The sequence below is a fragment of the Candidatus Neomarinimicrobiota bacterium genome (genome assembly GCA_022567655.1).
Taxonomy (GTDB): domain Bacteria; phylum Fidelibacterota; class SORT01; order SORT01; family SORT01; genus JADFGO01.
Map to the genome: position 1 here is coordinate 1 of JADFGO010000045.1, position 16,216 is coordinate 16,216.

Annotated in this window: 11 protein-coding genes; 1 reads left to right on the forward strand and 10 read right to left on the reverse strand. The window is 44.4% G+C overall.

Going from position 1 to position 16,216, the window contains the following annotated elements; translation table 11 throughout:
- Positions 1-35: 35 nt before the first annotated feature.
- Positions 36-1,502: a hypothetical protein gene (locus IID12_06060; protein MCH8288651.1), complete on the forward strand. Its 1,467-nt coding sequence runs from the start codon at positions 36-38 to the stop codon at positions 1,500-1,502.
- A 228-nt stretch (positions 1,503-1,730) separates the two neighbouring features.
- Here IID12_06060 and IID12_06065 read toward each other — a convergent pair whose 3' ends face one another.
- The 10 genes from IID12_06065 to sprA form a co-directional block, all read right to left on the reverse strand.
- A complete protein-coding gene (locus IID12_06065) occupies positions 1,731-2,069 on the reverse strand; it encodes an STAS domain-containing protein (protein ID MCH8288652.1) in 339 nt (112 codons plus the stop codon).
- Between the two features lie 33 nt (positions 2,070-2,102).
- Complete coding sequence (locus IID12_06070; GenBank protein ID MCH8288653.1) at positions 2,103-3,071, reverse strand: electron transfer flavoprotein subunit alpha/FixB family protein; 969 nt, start codon at positions 3,069-3,071, stop codon at positions 2,103-2,105.
- A gap of 15 nt (positions 3,072-3,086) precedes the next feature.
- Positions 3,087-3,839 carry an electron transfer flavoprotein subunit beta/FixA family protein gene (locus IID12_06075; protein ID MCH8288654.1) on the reverse strand — a complete coding sequence of 251 codons (753 nt, stop codon included), beginning with the start codon at positions 3,837-3,839 and terminating at the stop codon, positions 3,087-3,089.
- Positions 3,840-4,216: 377 nt separating this feature from the next.
- Positions 4,217-4,480, reverse strand: coding sequence for a hypothetical protein (locus IID12_06080; protein MCH8288655.1), 264 nt, complete (start codon positions 4,478-4,480; stop codon positions 4,217-4,219).
- A 208-nt stretch (positions 4,481-4,688) separates the two neighbouring features.
- Positions 4,689-5,621 carry a DUF4249 family protein gene (locus IID12_06085; GenBank protein MCH8288656.1) on the reverse strand — a complete coding sequence of 311 codons (933 nt, stop codon included), beginning with the start codon at positions 5,619-5,621 and terminating at the stop codon, positions 4,689-4,691.
- The gene (locus IID12_06090) at positions 5,618-7,882 is read right to left on the reverse strand and encodes a TonB-dependent receptor (protein ID MCH8288657.1); all 2,265 of its coding nucleotides are present in this window, start codon (positions 7,880-7,882) and stop codon (positions 5,618-5,620) included. Before IID12_06090 ends, IID12_06085 begins: the two co-directional genes overlap by 4 nt.
- Before the next feature lie 111 nt (positions 7,883-7,993).
- On the reverse strand, positions 7,994-9,229 hold the full coding sequence (locus IID12_06095) for a GlmU family protein (GenBank protein MCH8288658.1): 1,236 nt from the start codon (positions 9,227-9,229) through the stop codon (positions 7,994-7,996).
- Positions 9,230-9,304: 75 nt separating this feature from the next.
- Positions 9,305-9,760, reverse strand: coding sequence for a hypothetical protein (locus IID12_06100; GenBank protein ID MCH8288659.1), 456 nt, complete (start codon positions 9,758-9,760; stop codon positions 9,305-9,307).
- Between the two features lie 217 nt (positions 9,761-9,977).
- Positions 9,978-10,889 (reverse strand): M28 family peptidase, encoded by a 912-nt coding sequence (locus IID12_06105; protein MCH8288660.1) that lies wholly within the window; start codon positions 10,887-10,889, stop codon positions 9,978-9,980.
- Between the two features lie 4 nt (positions 10,890-10,893).
- Positions 10,894-16,216, reverse strand: a 5,323-nt coding sequence (sprA, locus tag IID12_06110; GenBank protein MCH8288661.1) for a cell surface protein SprA, incomplete at its 5' end; no start/stop codon positions are given.

The window sequence follows — 16,216 nt, forward strand, 5'->3', positions numbered from 1 at the left end:
GCTCAAGTATGAGAGGGAAGAGCGCGAGCAATTCAATGGTTGAAGTACTGAACAATGCTCAGCAATTAATACAATCCAACAAAATTAAGAAATCAATTGATCTGCTTGAGCCGTTTGAGGATGAGTATCCTTTTGCAGATGAAGATGAAAACTACCTGAATCGTTACGATAGTTTGCTTGCCTATTCCTATAGTCAGGGCAAGAGATTCCTTGAGTCTGAGAAAATAATTGAAAGAGGATTGAAGAATAGTCCTGACTCGGCTGATCTTCTCTTTACTCTTACTTTCGTGAAATTGTCGATGCGAGAATATGATTTGGCCCGTGAAGACGGACAAAGATACCTGGATATTGTCAAGAACGTCAAATGTGATGAGCAAATCTTTGTTGCTGCTGCTCATATTGGTCAATTGCTAAACATGCTCGGGGTGGCTAGTAGAGAATCAGGTAATCTGAAATCGGCTGAAGACTATTTTAAGCGTACAATTGAGATCGATAAGAGCAACCACCTCTCTTTTCTAAATCTGGCCCATTTTTATCTTAAATCTCGTCGCCGTGAAGAAGCTATGGAAATTATAGAGAGCGGGCTTGAATCATGCTCTCAGATACATGAACTTCGTATGCTTCTGGAAACAGTAATGAGCAGGCCGTCGGTTTCGGCATGTATGATAGTAAAAGATGAAGAAAAATATCTTGAAAAAACCTCTGTAAAAATAAGGGACTTCCTCGGGATATACGCGGATGCCATCGGTCAGATTTCGAAAAACGAAAAGATATCGGTTTATATATACGACTCATCCGACCGAACGCCGCTGCACCTCTATTCAGTTCTGAAGAGTGACATCGTTAAGTTCAAATCGGGGAAAATCAATTCAAAGCAATTTAATTCGAAAATCGAATACGTTTCTCTCAGAGATAAAGACGACATGAGATCCCAGATCGACATAATGACTTATGTTCTTGACACTGCCTTGAAATCTCAGTCGAGAAAATCCACTGAATTCAGATACTCGGGATCGGGTGTAAACGGTCTATATCTTGACGGTTTCGGAGCTTTGTTTTTGGTAAACAACAGTGGAAATTTCTTTGACAGAAATTTTGTCGTACTTGAGTATGATCTCATGAGATTGTCCGAGCAGCAATTCGAGATCGACAACCTGCTAAGATTCAAAGAAACCAAATCGTATAGCAGCCAAAAAGAGAGGATCGATTCCAGGAAAAAAGCACTGAAAAAACAAATGGATGATTATAAGAAATCTATCGAGAGTTACAAAAAATCGTTTTCCACTCTGCTCGGAAATTACGGACATACACTGCGACTTGTTAATCAAAACGAGTGGTTATGCGTTATGACGAATTGGGATGAATCAAATAGAGCACGGCGTACAGATGACATATTACGTTCACTTATAATGAGAGTGAAAAAAAGGGACGTCGAACAATTCGCATCGGGTAAGCTATCTCAGGAAGATTTTTTTAAAAAAATCAGTTTCACTGAATACTGATAAAGAGCGATTTCCCCTTCAACTATCCCCTGTAGGCTATTGGGAGTAGAAAAAAATCTTGACTTACGGATGGGATGCACATATATTTGTCTTGATTTTAAACAAATACAGCAGGGGTTACGTGAGATAAGTGTTTCCCCCGCATTTATTTCGATACGTGCTCCTGCCCCCTTTAAATTAAAAAGCCTTCCCTTTCGGGAAGGCTTTTTAAATATACCTGTTAAATCGCTAAAGGGATTTCAGGGCGCTGCCCTCATCGGCGAATGAATCGAACACCGAATCCAACCGCGCTATCTTAAGAAGGGATACCACTTTCGGCTGCGGATTGATCAGGAAGCATTTACCGTTCCGGTCACTGATTTGCCTTCTCCCGAACAACAGAGAACTCAGACCGCTGCTGTCGATAGATTTGACTGAAGAGAGATTGAACAGCAGGTTCTTTATTTCACCGTCCGCGAGAAGACTCCGTAGCTTTTCCTTCACCTCAGTCGCAATCGGCGTATCGAATTTATGTTCTTCAATCCTGAAAATAAGCGTATTTTCTATCTGATCGTAACTGCATTCCATATCAATTTTTTCCTTATTTCAAACCGAACAGGGTTAGCCCTTAATTTTCCTTACTTCTTCTACCATCCTGGGAATTACTTCGAAAAGGTCTCCGACTATCCCGTAAGTGGCGACTTTGAATATGGGCGCGTCCGGGTCCTTGTTGATGGCAACAATATTTTTTGAGGACAACATGCCGGCTAAGTGCTGAATGGCGCCGGAAATACCGCAGGCAATATAGAGATTCGGCGACACGGTCTTTCCCGTCTGTCCCACCTGCTCGGAGTGAGGTCTCCAGCCGGCGTCAACGACCGCGCGGCTCGCTCCGACAGCAGCGCCCAATTCGTCGGCGAGTTCTTCAGTCAGATGGAAATTTTCCGGACCTCCCATTCCCCTTCCGCCGGATACGATGATTGAAGCTTCCGTCAATTCGGGTCGTTCGCTCTTAACATGTTCCACTCTTTCTACCGGTTCCTTCCTGTCACCCGCTTCCAATTTGATCACTTCCGGGGGATTCGGTTCTTGCCGTGAGACCGGAAAGACGTTCGGCCTGATCGTCAGAACCTGCGGATCGGACTTAAACTTCAGTTTGACTAATGCCTTTCCGGCGTATACCGGCCTTGTGACTATTATCCTGCCGCCATCAACCTCAACAGCCGTGCAGTCTGTCGCTACACCGGCTCCGAGCGCTGAAGCCAATCGCGGAGCTATATCCTTCCCCATAGATGACGCCACGATTATTATTACCGCCGGATCAGCCTTATTCGCCGCTTCCTCGATAATGCCGGCATATCTTCCGCCGTCGTAAAATTTCAACTCCTCATCGTTCGCTATGTAAACCTTGTCGAGACCCTGTTCGCTTATCTCCGGGATGATCCCGGCAACGTCCGACCCGATCAATACCGCTGCAAGGTCTCCACCTATTGTTGATTTAATTTCCTTTCCGAGCGTAACTGCTTCAAAAGCAGTAGATTTTAATACGCCCTCCCTCTGCTCCACGAATACAAGTACCCCTTTTGCCACTTCTTCGATATTCTCCTATATTACCTTTGCTTCTTCCCGCAAAATTCTGATAAGTTCTACCGCGGCTTCAGGACCTTCGCCGACGATGCGCCCTTCCGGTTTAGGTGGAGGTAATTCGAGAGAAATAAGCTCAAGCAGCTGTTCTCCTGCTGAAACCTGCCTCTCATCAATAGGTTTCTTTTTTGCTGCCATTATACCGGGAAGCGAAGCATATCTCGGTTCGTTCAATCCCTTTTCCGCTGAGAATAGGGCTGGAAAATCAACCGGAATCGTTTCCGAGCCGCCCTCTATATTTCTGGTCGCCTTAGCGCTCTCGGGCGTGAGTTCGAGACCGGAGATTGCAGTCACGGCGGGAATGCCGAGCAGCTGTGCGATCCTGTTCGGAACTTGATGGTTATCGCAGTCTATTGCCTTTTTACCGCAAAATATGATGTCGAATTCCATCTCTTTTATTGCCGCAGCAAGTAGATCCGCTACAATTGCGGAATCGGCAAGTTCGATATTTTCGCATATCAGGTGCACAGCTTCATCAGCGCCCATCGCAAGCCCTTTTCTTATGTTTTGCGTAGCCGTTGGAGCTCCAAGAGTGATTATAACCACTTTTCCCCCGTGGGCTTCTTTGATCTTGATCGCCTCTTCAAGGGCATATTCGTCATAGGGATTAATCTCGTAAACAATGTCGGTTTCGTCTATAGATTTTCCATTCGAATTGACCTTTACCTTCGTCTCCGAACTGGGTACCGACTTCATACAGACTATGATATTCAATTATCGCTCACTAAAATAATTCCCCGTTACTCCCCAAAAAGTCAGATGAAATTACTCTATAGATTCACTGAAATGCAAGCTGAGATTACTCGGGAATGACCCGCAGGGCAAGCGAAGTCCCGCCAACGGCGGTGGTCCTGACTCCCACTCAGTATAAAACCATTGAAATGGTTTAAGCCTGTGTGGTTATTTTTGCTGACCCCTGACTTAAGTCAGGGGTCAGTGATAATTCCATGTTATCATCCAACCGTTTTAACGGTTTTTGGATTTAAAGGCAGCTATAAAAGAGGGCAGCGCCCCTCCTGAATTAAATCAGAGAGGGACGCTCAGTGAGGGCCCCAATAAACCGGTAGAGGTAACAATTCCGTTTGGTACCCTCAAGCATCAGATACCGGTTTGGGTTCCATATCCTCGGTCAAATCGCGGTGATGAGTTGAAGGCAAGTTCTCCGACTTGCTTTTCAACACATCCCATATTGCGGCGACCGCCCCGTCAAAATCTTGGGAATTGAGATTTTTATTTTCCGCATCGGCGCTCATTCTCGAGCTGTGAACCGGAATTAGTTCGTTTACGTCGAGCTCGTTCGGATCGCTCTCCGGACTTCTTCTCAAAACCATATTATCTCTTTTTCTTATCACCATTCTTTTACCTAAGCCCTTTTAATTAAATTATCGGGTATGTAAGAATATTCTGAACCCAATATCGTGTATGATGCAAGAATATCAACAAATCAGGACTGATATTGCCCGGAAGACGGAAAAAGAGCTCAAAAAGCCGATCTGAACCGTTTTTTATGCCATTTTATTAGTATGATTAAAATTTTTAACCAGAATGCCAGAGGAGATAGCTTTAGGGGCGTTCAAGAAAAAAGTTTATACTCACTCGATAGGACGAAAATAACAGTCCATATCCCCCAATTACGTTGCTTTCCGGAAGATAATTCGGATCAGTAGGAGCATCTTCTATGTTCCTGATATGATAATTATAATATGCCCGGTCAAGGGCATAAACCTCAAATAACTGCCAACCGTAAAAGGTGTAGAAGATCCATCCCATCTTATATTCTGCGTCGGGATCCACACTGTTGAAAATTATTCTGTTCCGCGTACGTATTCTTTTGTCAATATCTTCGTCATTTTCATCACCGATGAAGTTCCACTTAAAAAGAAAAGCTTTCAGTTCATTGTCTTCGGTGATCATAGTTTCCCTACTCGGCTCCAATGCCCTATTTACGAGTCGAATCAGAGATGGAAATTCTCCTTCGACGGTTGACATTACCTTAAATGAAAATAAGTAAGGAACAAGAAACTGCGCCGTGTCGCTCGCCGGTATATAGGTAAGAGAATCACCGTCGTTTAATTCCGATGACATATCTATCAAACTGATAGGATAAGGAACGGTTGTAGTTGCAGTAACCGGATCATGAACATCATCAGATGCTTCAATAGTGTATGATTTTCCGCTCTCTATCAGGAATGAACTATCCGAATATTCATACAAGCCTGCTTTAGTCTCTTCAACCACAACTACGGTAGTATCGTACTTCAGGATCACAGTCGCGCCACTCAGCGCCGTGCTTAGTGTATCAAAATTGTCTTCTATAGCCGTGGCAACATCCAACCTGATAAGAAGATTCGAACTTCCTAATACAAGATTACCGTTTAGAACGATCTTCTCTTCGAATTGCACCGGATCCGGTAAGTCTAATATCGAATCACAATAGAATAAACCGGTCGAACCTACCGATAAAAATATCAGAGCTATTATGTTCTTTCTACTCAAAATTCTGCCCTAATTCCGATGGTGGGGAACAACGGAATTCCCCTAAGATCACTTCGTTCAACAATATTTCCATTCTCCGTATCCTCAATATCCCAGCTGACGGCAAATAGGTTTTTTCTATTTAAAACATTAATTACCTGAAAATAATAATCTACATTAGCTCCCTTAATTTTTTTATGCCTTGTAATGCTGAAGTCAATTCTGTTGTTATACGGCAACCGTGAATTATTTCTCGAACCCGGGATCAGGTCATATTCCGGTTGCCGGTATTCAGGTTCCCAATATGCATAAGTTCCCAACTGCTGAGTAAAAGGAAATCCTGTGGTGTAAACCCAGCTAAATCCGAACTGAGTTGATTTGGATTTATGGTAGTTCAGGACTCCCTTTAATGTATGCCTTCTGTCCCAATTCGCCCAATACCTCGGTTCGTTTGCAATTTGTTTAATGACATAGGAATGGGTATATGAGAAATTTCCGTTCATCGAACCTACCTTTTTTTCGAAGAAGAGTTCGAATCCAAATGCTTCCGCTTCAGTTACTTCGAACATATCCGCTACACTGGGATCGAGTAATTGTTCGTCAAATGCTGCAAATACAGGTCTTCCGACCAACAAATTGTGCATCTTCTTATAATACGTTTCTGCTGTCACCCTGTCAAAACCCGAAAACGATGTCTCATAACCAAACATTATCTGGTCTGCATACTGATTAGGGACTGATTTATCTATTGCGAACCAGAAGTCAACTATTTGGAATGAAAATTCATCGTTGAAAGTATAGATATATTGATAATACCTGCCAATCGAAAAATTGAACGCATTAAAGTCAGAAATGACTTTTTTAACCGCCACCCTCGGAGCAAATGTCAATTTGTCGGTTGATTCATTATAGTAGGTTGACCTTAACCCAGTCTGCATGACCCAGCCCGGAAGTGACAATCTTGAATTGACATAAAATGCATAAAACTTAGGACTTTGAACTATTCGGAATTGCTCTATGTGGTCGAAACTTTGAAAAAATTCTACTCTCAAATCTTTGAGTTCTGCGCCGAAACTTATCTCGTGATCCTCGGTTCTAAAATATGTTAAGTCGCCCTTTGCCGTCCAATCCCTGACTCTGTCGACTCCAATCAAGGCATCCTCTCCCCCAATATTGAAGTGAACTGAAAACTTACTTCGGGCTATCATAAACGTTGAAAATAACCGGTCACTGAACAGATGTCTCCAGCGTGTGGATACGGTTCGGTTTCCCCAGTCTATATTCGCTGTTGCTTCCTCCCAATCAAGAACGTCATTTCCATAATATGCGGAGATACGTAATCTGTCGTTAGGCGATAGATCCTGATAAATATTTGCCTGAAGATCATAAAAATAATAAGGAAATTCGAAATCACTTATCCCCAACTTTCGTGATGCATCCAATGCCTTATCGAGATATGTTCGCCTTCCGGCGAAGAGCCAACCTCCTTTCCAGATAGGCGCTTCAAGCAACAACTTTGACGAGACGAGACTTATCTCCATAGAACCGGCAAGCCTTTTATTATTACCGTCCTTTGTTTTGATATCGAGAACAGATGAAAGCCGACCTCCGTATTCTGCCGAATAACCTCCCTTCATGAGCTCCGCTTCACGAAGCCCCTCTGTGATGAATGTCGAGAAAAACCCACCCAAATGAGATGGATTATACACTGTTATCCCATCTAACAATATTAAATTCTGATCTGTGTTTCCACCCCTGACAATCAATCCTGATGAATAATCGTTTTGCGCTGCCACGCCGGGCAAAAATTGCAGCGCTCTGAACAGGTCTACCTCTCCGATATGTGGAAGTGATTTTATCTGTCTCGGACTAATTGAAATTGTTGATATATTGATATTATGTTCAAATTCCGCAAGCTCGTCCGTCACAATTATACCTTCACCAACTAAATCAACCGGAAAAAGACTGACGTCCATGCGTAAAGATTTTCCTTTTCTGAGCTCAAAATTCTCTTCATGTTTCGAATATCCAATGAAACTAACTATAAGAGTGTAATCCCCGGGAGGTAGATTAGGCATAGAATAAAACCCTTCGACGTTGCTTACCGTGCCTAAAGTAGTACCTCTCAAAAAGATATTTGCGCCATAGACATATTCACCGGTAGAAGCTTCCGTAATTGTTCCATACACGGTTGTCGTCTCCGACAGCACATCATCTATTCCAGTTGCGCTTTTAAATGGGGCAAGACCGATAAAAATTATCGTTATTAGAAGTATGATCATCTGTTTCACGCGAATTCCGGTAATAACTCGAAGTGTGTGGTTAACTATGGGAGATTTACTTACGTTTTCCGCCGAAGATATGAGAGATTGCAGCCGTATGTTCATAGATATTTACAGAGAGGAGAAAACTTTTTTCCGCTCATTCATCGTTTTATCAAACAGTGTTTTGAACAGATCAGCCATTGAGTCCGTCATCGTTACGTCCCGCCTCGCCATCACCCGATGTGCTGTTTCAACTGCTTTTTCTATTTTATGTTCTTCCATCCCTTTCGCGCCGCCCCACGAAAACGAGGGTACGAACTTGGGAGGGAATTCACTCCCGAAAAGATTACAGGCGACCCCCACATGCGTTCCGGTGTTGAACATACTGTTTATACCGGTTTTCGAATGGTCTCCCATCAGCAATCCGCAGAACATCGATCCGGTATCGATCGATTCGCCTTCCACGTAGAAACGCACGTTCCCGTAATTATTTTTGAGATCGCTGTTGTTCGTACCGGCGCCGAGGTTCACCCATTTACCGAGATATGAGTGCCCCAGAAACCCGTCATGCTGTTTGTTGGTATATGAATGAATAATAGAATCTCCAACCTCTCCGCCTACTTTGCACTGCTCTCCTATGGACGTTCCCCCGTATATCTTTGCCCCGGCTTTTATCAGGCTGTTCTCCCCGATATATGCCGGTCCCTGCACGTATGCGTTAGGCATAACTTGAACCCCGCGCGAAACTATTACAGGACCTTTCTCCGCGTCAATGACAACCCCCGGCTTAACAGTCGCCCCGGCTTCGATTAAAACGTTTTCTTTATTTATAACTTTCGCGCCATCATAAACTTCACCGTTAATGCCGCTTCCTGTAAACTCTCGACTTATCTCCTCACCGTTTTTGAGAAAAAGGTCCCATGGATAATCTATCCACGTACAACTGATCTCATTTTCGATTAAATCGGGAAAATCCTTTCGGCTTAACAAACTGCTTCCGGCATCCCTGAGTTTTTGTAGATTATCACCCGACAATACCGCCGCCGCAACCACACCGTTATTCATGTACAGCGAGTCACTATCCGTGATTATTTTATTAACATGAGTCTCGGCTATAATGCATCTGCCGTTAATCAGAACATATTTATCTGCCGAATAGGTATTGATCTCCGCTTTGGGATAACGTTCGGCAAGAACGTCAACCAGTTCCGGCCGGCAGTGAAGGGAGATGAACTCATCTGTGAATATTTTCTCGTATTTCTCACGGATAGAACTGATTCCGAATTTCAGATCATACACAGGTCGCAGGTGAACCAGGGGGTTCAACCGCGGTGAAAACTCATCTTCAAACAGGGCTAATCTCATAAGATTTTAATCCCTTCCGGACGCGATACGGTTCGGGTTTCTAATTTACGCTTATTCTTATCTCTTTCCGCTATTTTATTTATCCTGATCTTTTCTTTTCTGTTCAAGGGGTATCAAATTGGTGAACTCGTCTCTGATAGTCCTGTAAGTCTTCTCCAAATTAGAATGAATCCCTGTTCTCTTCAATAGTATATTATAAAACTGATCGGCTCCTTCCCAGGCAAAACCGATGAGCAGCTTATGACCGACTGCCCTGCAAATGTAGGCGGCATACAGGCAGAAATCGGTGTTTAAGTCCACAGTCAGATCATAGGTAATTAGAGCTTTGTCCGATATCCAGTTGGATTTCGGCAGCTGCCAGAAAGATATATCGGAATTTTTGATTACAATCTCCCGGGCGTTGGTATCTATCTTAAACTCTTCGTTGGTTTCTTCCGTCAATATAACCGTCACTCGACTTGATACCGGTGATTCGAATATCTTCTTGAACACATACCTTGCTACTCTGAATTGATTTAAGTCATCGGGCATACAGATTAGCACTCCGGAACTCTTCTCGATACTCCTTCCTACTGAAAAAGGAGTATTGAGACTTTTGTTATCCCGCGAAAATCTTGTGAGATAGAATCTCGCTATATCTTTTCTAAAGGAACTTAAAATAACTCTGCCTTCGCCGGTTCATGCCGGACTCTTTGATTATCCGTACTTTCCTCATTCGTATATGCTATGATCATGATTTTTTCTCTTATCAGTAAATCAATTCTATAAGTGTCCTGCCAACGGCGCCAAGACTTTCAGGGCTGCACCTCTCCGGTGTATCAAGCGATGTGTGCCACAAGTTAACACCCCCCTGTACATAATCCATGTCTATTATGTTGATTGCCGGTATTCCTGCGTGTTTAAAAAGCATAAGATGATCGTCCTCTACGTAACTTCCGAGATTTCTTTTAAACTGGTGTGCCCCTGCTCGCTCCGCTGCGCTCCAGACTCTTTCAACGAGCTCTCTGTTATGTTCATAGGAATACCTCTCGATAGGCAGCTCGAGATTAGCGTCTCCTACCATATCTATAATAATCGCCCATTCAGGTTTTTGCCCGGTGAAATTTTTCGAGAAATGTCTCGAACCGAGGAAGTACCTGTCCAAGTCGCCCTCTTCGCCGAAATCCTCACCGTCGAATAAGATAATGTCAACTCCAACCGCCGGTCGATTTTGCTGCATAATCCTCGCCAGCTCGAGCAACACGGCAACGCCGCTTGCTCCGTCATTTGCACCTAACAGCGGTTGAGCGCGTTTGGCGGGATCGGCATCGTAATCGGAGCGGGGACGCGTATCCCAGTGAGCGCCGATTATAACTCTTACTGGATTTGACGGATCGAACGAGGCGATGATATTTGTGAGGTTATAGACTCTGCCCGAGCTCTCGTCAAGGTGAGTGAACTCCTGCAATTTCAACGAGTCGGAAGTCGCTTCGAGTTCACCGACAAGATATTCCAGAGTATTTTTGTGCCCCTGTGAGCCCGGGTTACGCGGTCCGAACTCGCATTGTTTTACAAGGTAACTGAATGCCTTTAGGTTGTCAAAATCAGGTTTTCCGCTCCCGCAGCCTGCGATGACAGCAAGGATCAATAATGATTGTAACGGCGAGTGTGTTCTCCTCAAATAATCAACCCCTGATCGCTATGTTGACCGTCAAACCGAAATCTCTGAAGCTGGTGGTTCCATGAATAGTTTCTGTTTTTCCAAATTCGAAAAATAGTCCCCCGTTAAGTTTCGAGCTGAATGAATAACTCATCTGCGGTTGAAGTGTCCATCTTCTTGACAGATTTAGAAGTGCAAATTCCCCATCTCCAGCTCCGGTTCTCGAGAGCGTTTCGCTCGTGCTTCTGTTGTAAGTCAGAGAAAAAGACACTTGGTTATCGAATTTGAAATCCCTGAGAAAGAAAATCGGAATTTTCATCCCCCCGCGTCTTGAATAATTTGCCGTTATCGAAATGTTTGAAGAGTTGAGTATCTGGGTTCCTTTCGTAATTCCGAAAAAGTTCGATGTAGAGGTTGACTTATTATACCTGAAGTTCGCCGTGATATTTTTTTTCAGTCTGAAACTCATTCCTACCAGAGGTTGCCATGACTTGGAGAAATCGCGCCCTGTAACCTCTGTGATCGTCGTGTCAATCCCCTCAACCCCTGTAGACCTGATCGTCTCCAATATTCTCTTGTTCTCTTTACCGCCGAACCCGTGCTCCAGGCTCACACTTTTTGCGATGCTGGAGAAAAGGGGGAGTTTTTCAAGACCGGAAATTCGAAGGTTCCAGCTCGGAAACGGGATTCCATCTTCTCCTCCATCACCCATCGGAAAGAAATCCCGCGTTTGAATTGTATTCAAGTTGCTTGCCGAAGTACGGTTCTTCCTTTCACTGCTTCCATAAGAAAAGCCTAATGTTACGTTTCTGCTCAGATTCAATCCGCTTCTCGACGTAAAGTTGGTCGTTTCTCCCCTCGTATTCTCAGCGACTATCTCTTCTGATTTTTCAACTCCCGGGTCATCCGAAAATCCAAATTTATATCCCAAATTTGGCTCGCCTATGACTGCCGGGTTTGAGAGACCTCTACCGGTGGAGTAACTGATATTTACAGGTTGAAGTTTCTTGGAAAGCATTCCCAGCAATTCTGCGATAGTCGGGTTGTCCCGTTCCTTTTTAGCCTCTTTCTTATCTTCCTCCACTTCTTTCTCTTTAGTCTTTCGCCTCGAGCTTCTCCTTTGACCTGCTGATGTTGGCTTTTTAGCCGTTTTCTTTTTACCGGAATCGAATAGTGCCAGGAATTTTTTCAAATCGAAATTCAGACTGGTATTGAAATCTTTCTGGTTCGAAATATCATTACTGCTTCTCTGTCGGACATGCCGTAGTCTGTAATTGCTGTTATATCCGAAGTTTGTCTGCATCCAACTGAATATCCTCGGATTCCACTTTGCGGAAAAACTCTCGTTGGCATTTAATAAAGTGCCGAGATCGCCCGAGTAAATCGCGGTTTTATTGGTTCTCAGATCACTCAGATCATTCGTCCATCCTCTACCGTAATTTAAGTTAAAAGATCTGAATATGGGAAACCCCGTTTTGAGATTTCTTACCACATTAAACAGGTAGGATTCGGTAGGAAGGCCTCTGCGCGGCGATGTATTACTTTTTGATTCTGTTGCGTTAAAACTCCATGTGAACGAATTCGGATAATAATTAAACCGCTCGTTCGCCAATTTTGTGCCGAGCCACGGAAGCGGTTTGGTCCAGAAGAACGGTTTGATTTTTGACTTTCGTTTAATCGGCAGATTGTATGAAAATCCACCGTTATAAGATGTAGACCTCTTATTCAATATCTGGGAATTACTTCCTTCTTGATTCAGTATCTTCAAATTCGCAGATGATTTATCGAGTGTGTATTTCACTAATTTCGAGCGTGACTTACTGTTTTTCTTGAACGATATTCCGAATGTACTTTGGTTGTTTATGTTCTTGATCGAATCCGGCGCTGCTCCCTGCACGAGGATATCGGTGCCCGGAAGATATTTCGGAGTCCTCACCCTTCTGCTGAAATTTACCGATATAGGGATTGAGAGTCCCCATCTCGCCGGTAACAATTTATTTGATTTGAATGTATTATTAACTCTGAAGGAAAATACCTGTCCGCTTACTCCGGCTTTACCAGCCTTTTCCTCCACTTTATGAAAATCTGCATCTACTCTGTCAATGCTGACATTTACATTCCCGACGTCGGCTATTTTAAGACCTACGCTGCCCCGCGCGGCGATCCCGCCCTCTCTACTGATATCGGAGACCCGGAGCTCATCCAGCCAGATCTGCCCGCTGATCGGGGTTACCTTGTGTTTATTCCTCACTCCTACAACTATCTGCCGCAGTCGGGTGATTGACGGAGAGTTAACGATTTTGACCCTTTTTCCGTCATCTGATCGGAATTCATTCCCTTCCTTGAGCTTTAAATTGGTCAGTTCTTCAAGAGAGATCTCCAATTGATTCCTGCTGTCCCAACCGGGATATACCGGTCCGGAAATCTCATAATAGCTCTCATCGCTTCTGCCTAACCGGATAAAAAACTCCACCGATGAGGAATCTCTCCCGAAGTGCTTGTCGCCGTGTACGAACATCTTTAATTTCCCGTACCTCGCTATATCCTGATCCTGAAAAAACACTTTTCTGGCGGCTCCTACGGCTCCGGGAGCCAGTTCGTCGAAGCTCAGCACCAACGATTGTTCTTTCGCCCGTACACGCGTTATACGGTCTTCGACACCCGTTACTCCGGGCGGAGGCTGGAGGTCAGGATCCGAATTAGACCGTGTCCCGTCGTATATATCGCTGTTGTCCTCTGTGTTGACTACTGTAACGGCGAAAGATGAATCTGACTTATCAAAGACGTCACTGCCTTCCCTCATGACTCCCAATTCCTGCCATTCGTTAGCGACCAATTCTATAGTTGCGATCTGTATGCTATTTTCTCTCATCAGACCATCAACCCAGATTCTGATGTACTGTATATCCTGAAACGTTACATTTTGTCCCGATTTGTAGGAGTATTCGGTGATAGGTAACCTGTATAGCCTCCAACCTCTCCTATTGGTTCTGCCTCCTGCTATCAGATGGTCATCCCTGCCGTCAAGCCAGAATGAGTACTCGAAATAATCGCTTCGGATATCGAGAAATGTGTTACCGTTGAGGTCCTCAGTATCGGGCAGAAATCCTCCCTCATCTCGCTGGTTTCCTTCAGTCCCGTTTATTCTCCTGTATTCGATCGGTCTTACGTTCGGGTCATATTGCCAATTATCAGCGTTTGGGTCCGGATTCGTAGAGGGATCGTGTGCGGGAGGCGGAGAATTCACGTCAGTTGAATTGTAACACTGATACTCTATTACTCCCGTTTCATTTATGTCGGAACAGCCATCAACTCCCGTATCTTCTCCTTCGTCTAACAGGTTGTTTCCGACCGTACCGCCTATCGGTTCATCCTCGGTGTCATATTTGCTGTCAGCATTTGCATCCTCGCTTATATGACCTATATCGATGCTCAATCTCCCTTCGTTTCCTTTAACCCATATCTCAAGAAATTTTGTCTGGGTTTGGTCGAAGAAGCTTGCAGGGAGCGCTCTCATTACGCCGCCCCACTTCTGCTCGGTTGAGCCGCTGCTGTCCGGCTGGTCCAGTTGATTTCGGGTAGGGTCAATATTTAGCGTCAGGACGTCCGTATACAAATTTCCCGCCTGATTGCTCCGACCCAGATCGCGATCCTCCCAAATGTCTGTTGTAAACACCCTTTCAAAGGGATTGTACCAGTAAGTATAGCCCCTTTCTTCATTCGTTTTAAAATCCGGAGGCGATGCTTTACGCCAATGCCGCCGGGTGATAGACAGGGAGGTGACCCTTTTGCTTGACTCGAAATCGTCGAGATAGGCAACTCCCCTGTTATCCCCTGTTGCTTTGCTGTTCAGGGTGTTGGGATTAGGGATAATTCGTGCTATTTCACCTTCAACGTTGAATGAAGAAGGTTGGTCTGTCTTTATTAAGGGCAGAGCGTTTACTCCCCGTGTGATAAAATTGGGTTTTGCATCATACCGCCCGTTCAGATCCCACAGCATATTTCGGATAGGTTCTTCTCCGACTCTCACCTTTTGATCTATGGTGCTTTTGGAATAATATAAAAACGTTCCGCCTATATAAGAATTTTCTCCGAACCGGTATTCCGCGCGAGTACCGAGCAGGGATTTTTTGTCCAGCTGAAAAAGCTGGTTCTTTTCAAACCTCACTTCTAAGTTCGCCCCCGGATCGGTAGCGCCCTCCTTGAGCAGCGTCAGCTGACCGGTGAAGTAGTCGATGGAGTAGTCGGTGCCTCTTTCCAATATTACTCCGTCGAGCGTTACCTCTTCGCTCCCCTCTATTACGTTTATCCCGAGGTTTAACACTGAGGAGCGGTTTTTGTATGATACCAGTATCTTGAATTTGCTTGCCGTCTTAATTGAGTCCTGCCATGTTGAATTATAAATCACCGGACTGTGGAATTTTTTGTTTAGCGCTTCCGGGGCAAAAAACGGCCTCAAGGACGGAAACCATAATTCACCCCTGGGGAGGTTTATGATCGCCTCGGTTTCGATGTCGAAAATCTGATCCGGCTGAAAATTTCCGTTTACGTCGAGAGAGTCCAATCCGAAGATCTGAAGGTAATTGGTACCCGTACTATCACGTTCCTGCGGTTCAGCCTTATCACGGTCAAACACAATCTTCAGATCGAATCCTTCTTTGTTGATATTAGTTGCCCCGAGGTTGTAAACGTTTTTGAACTCAAGATTCCAGGTCGGATGCGAAGGTCTTTGATTTTTGCTCTTCAGTAATTTCAGCACTACGAGTGTATCATTACCGAACGGTACTTCCTGTCCGCCGTAGATTTCTCCTCCTTGGTCTATATATGCTACAGCAAGAATGTCGCTTTCGTTTAAATACGTATTCATCCTGATAAAACCGTGATTTTCGCTTATTTCGTATTCAATATTTTTTGTTAACCGTTTGAATCTCCCTTGCTCTCCCCCGCTCTCAATCAAATTGCTTATCTGTCCCGGATCATTCGGGTCCGGTACCGCTATCGCCTCGAAATTTCCCGTCTCATTACCTGCCGCAGTTATATAGACGTCTATAGTAAGAATTCTTCTGTTTGGTGGCTTTGCCCGAAACACCGTATTAACAGTAGGGTAGAAGGTCCTCCTATAGTAATCATCAAGAAAGAAGTAAGTATTCTTAACATATCCGTAATCGTTGATTTGTTTTTGCTGGGAAGTTGCGCCCCCATCAAGAGTCAATATCGCTTTCTTTCCCCTCTCCACGCTGATGATACTTGTTATGTTAAGCCCACCCACCTTCATAAGCGACTTCAATCCGAAAAGTCCCTGGTTTCTGCCACCTGATACGGCGAATCGTGTACCGGGCAGGGAGAGA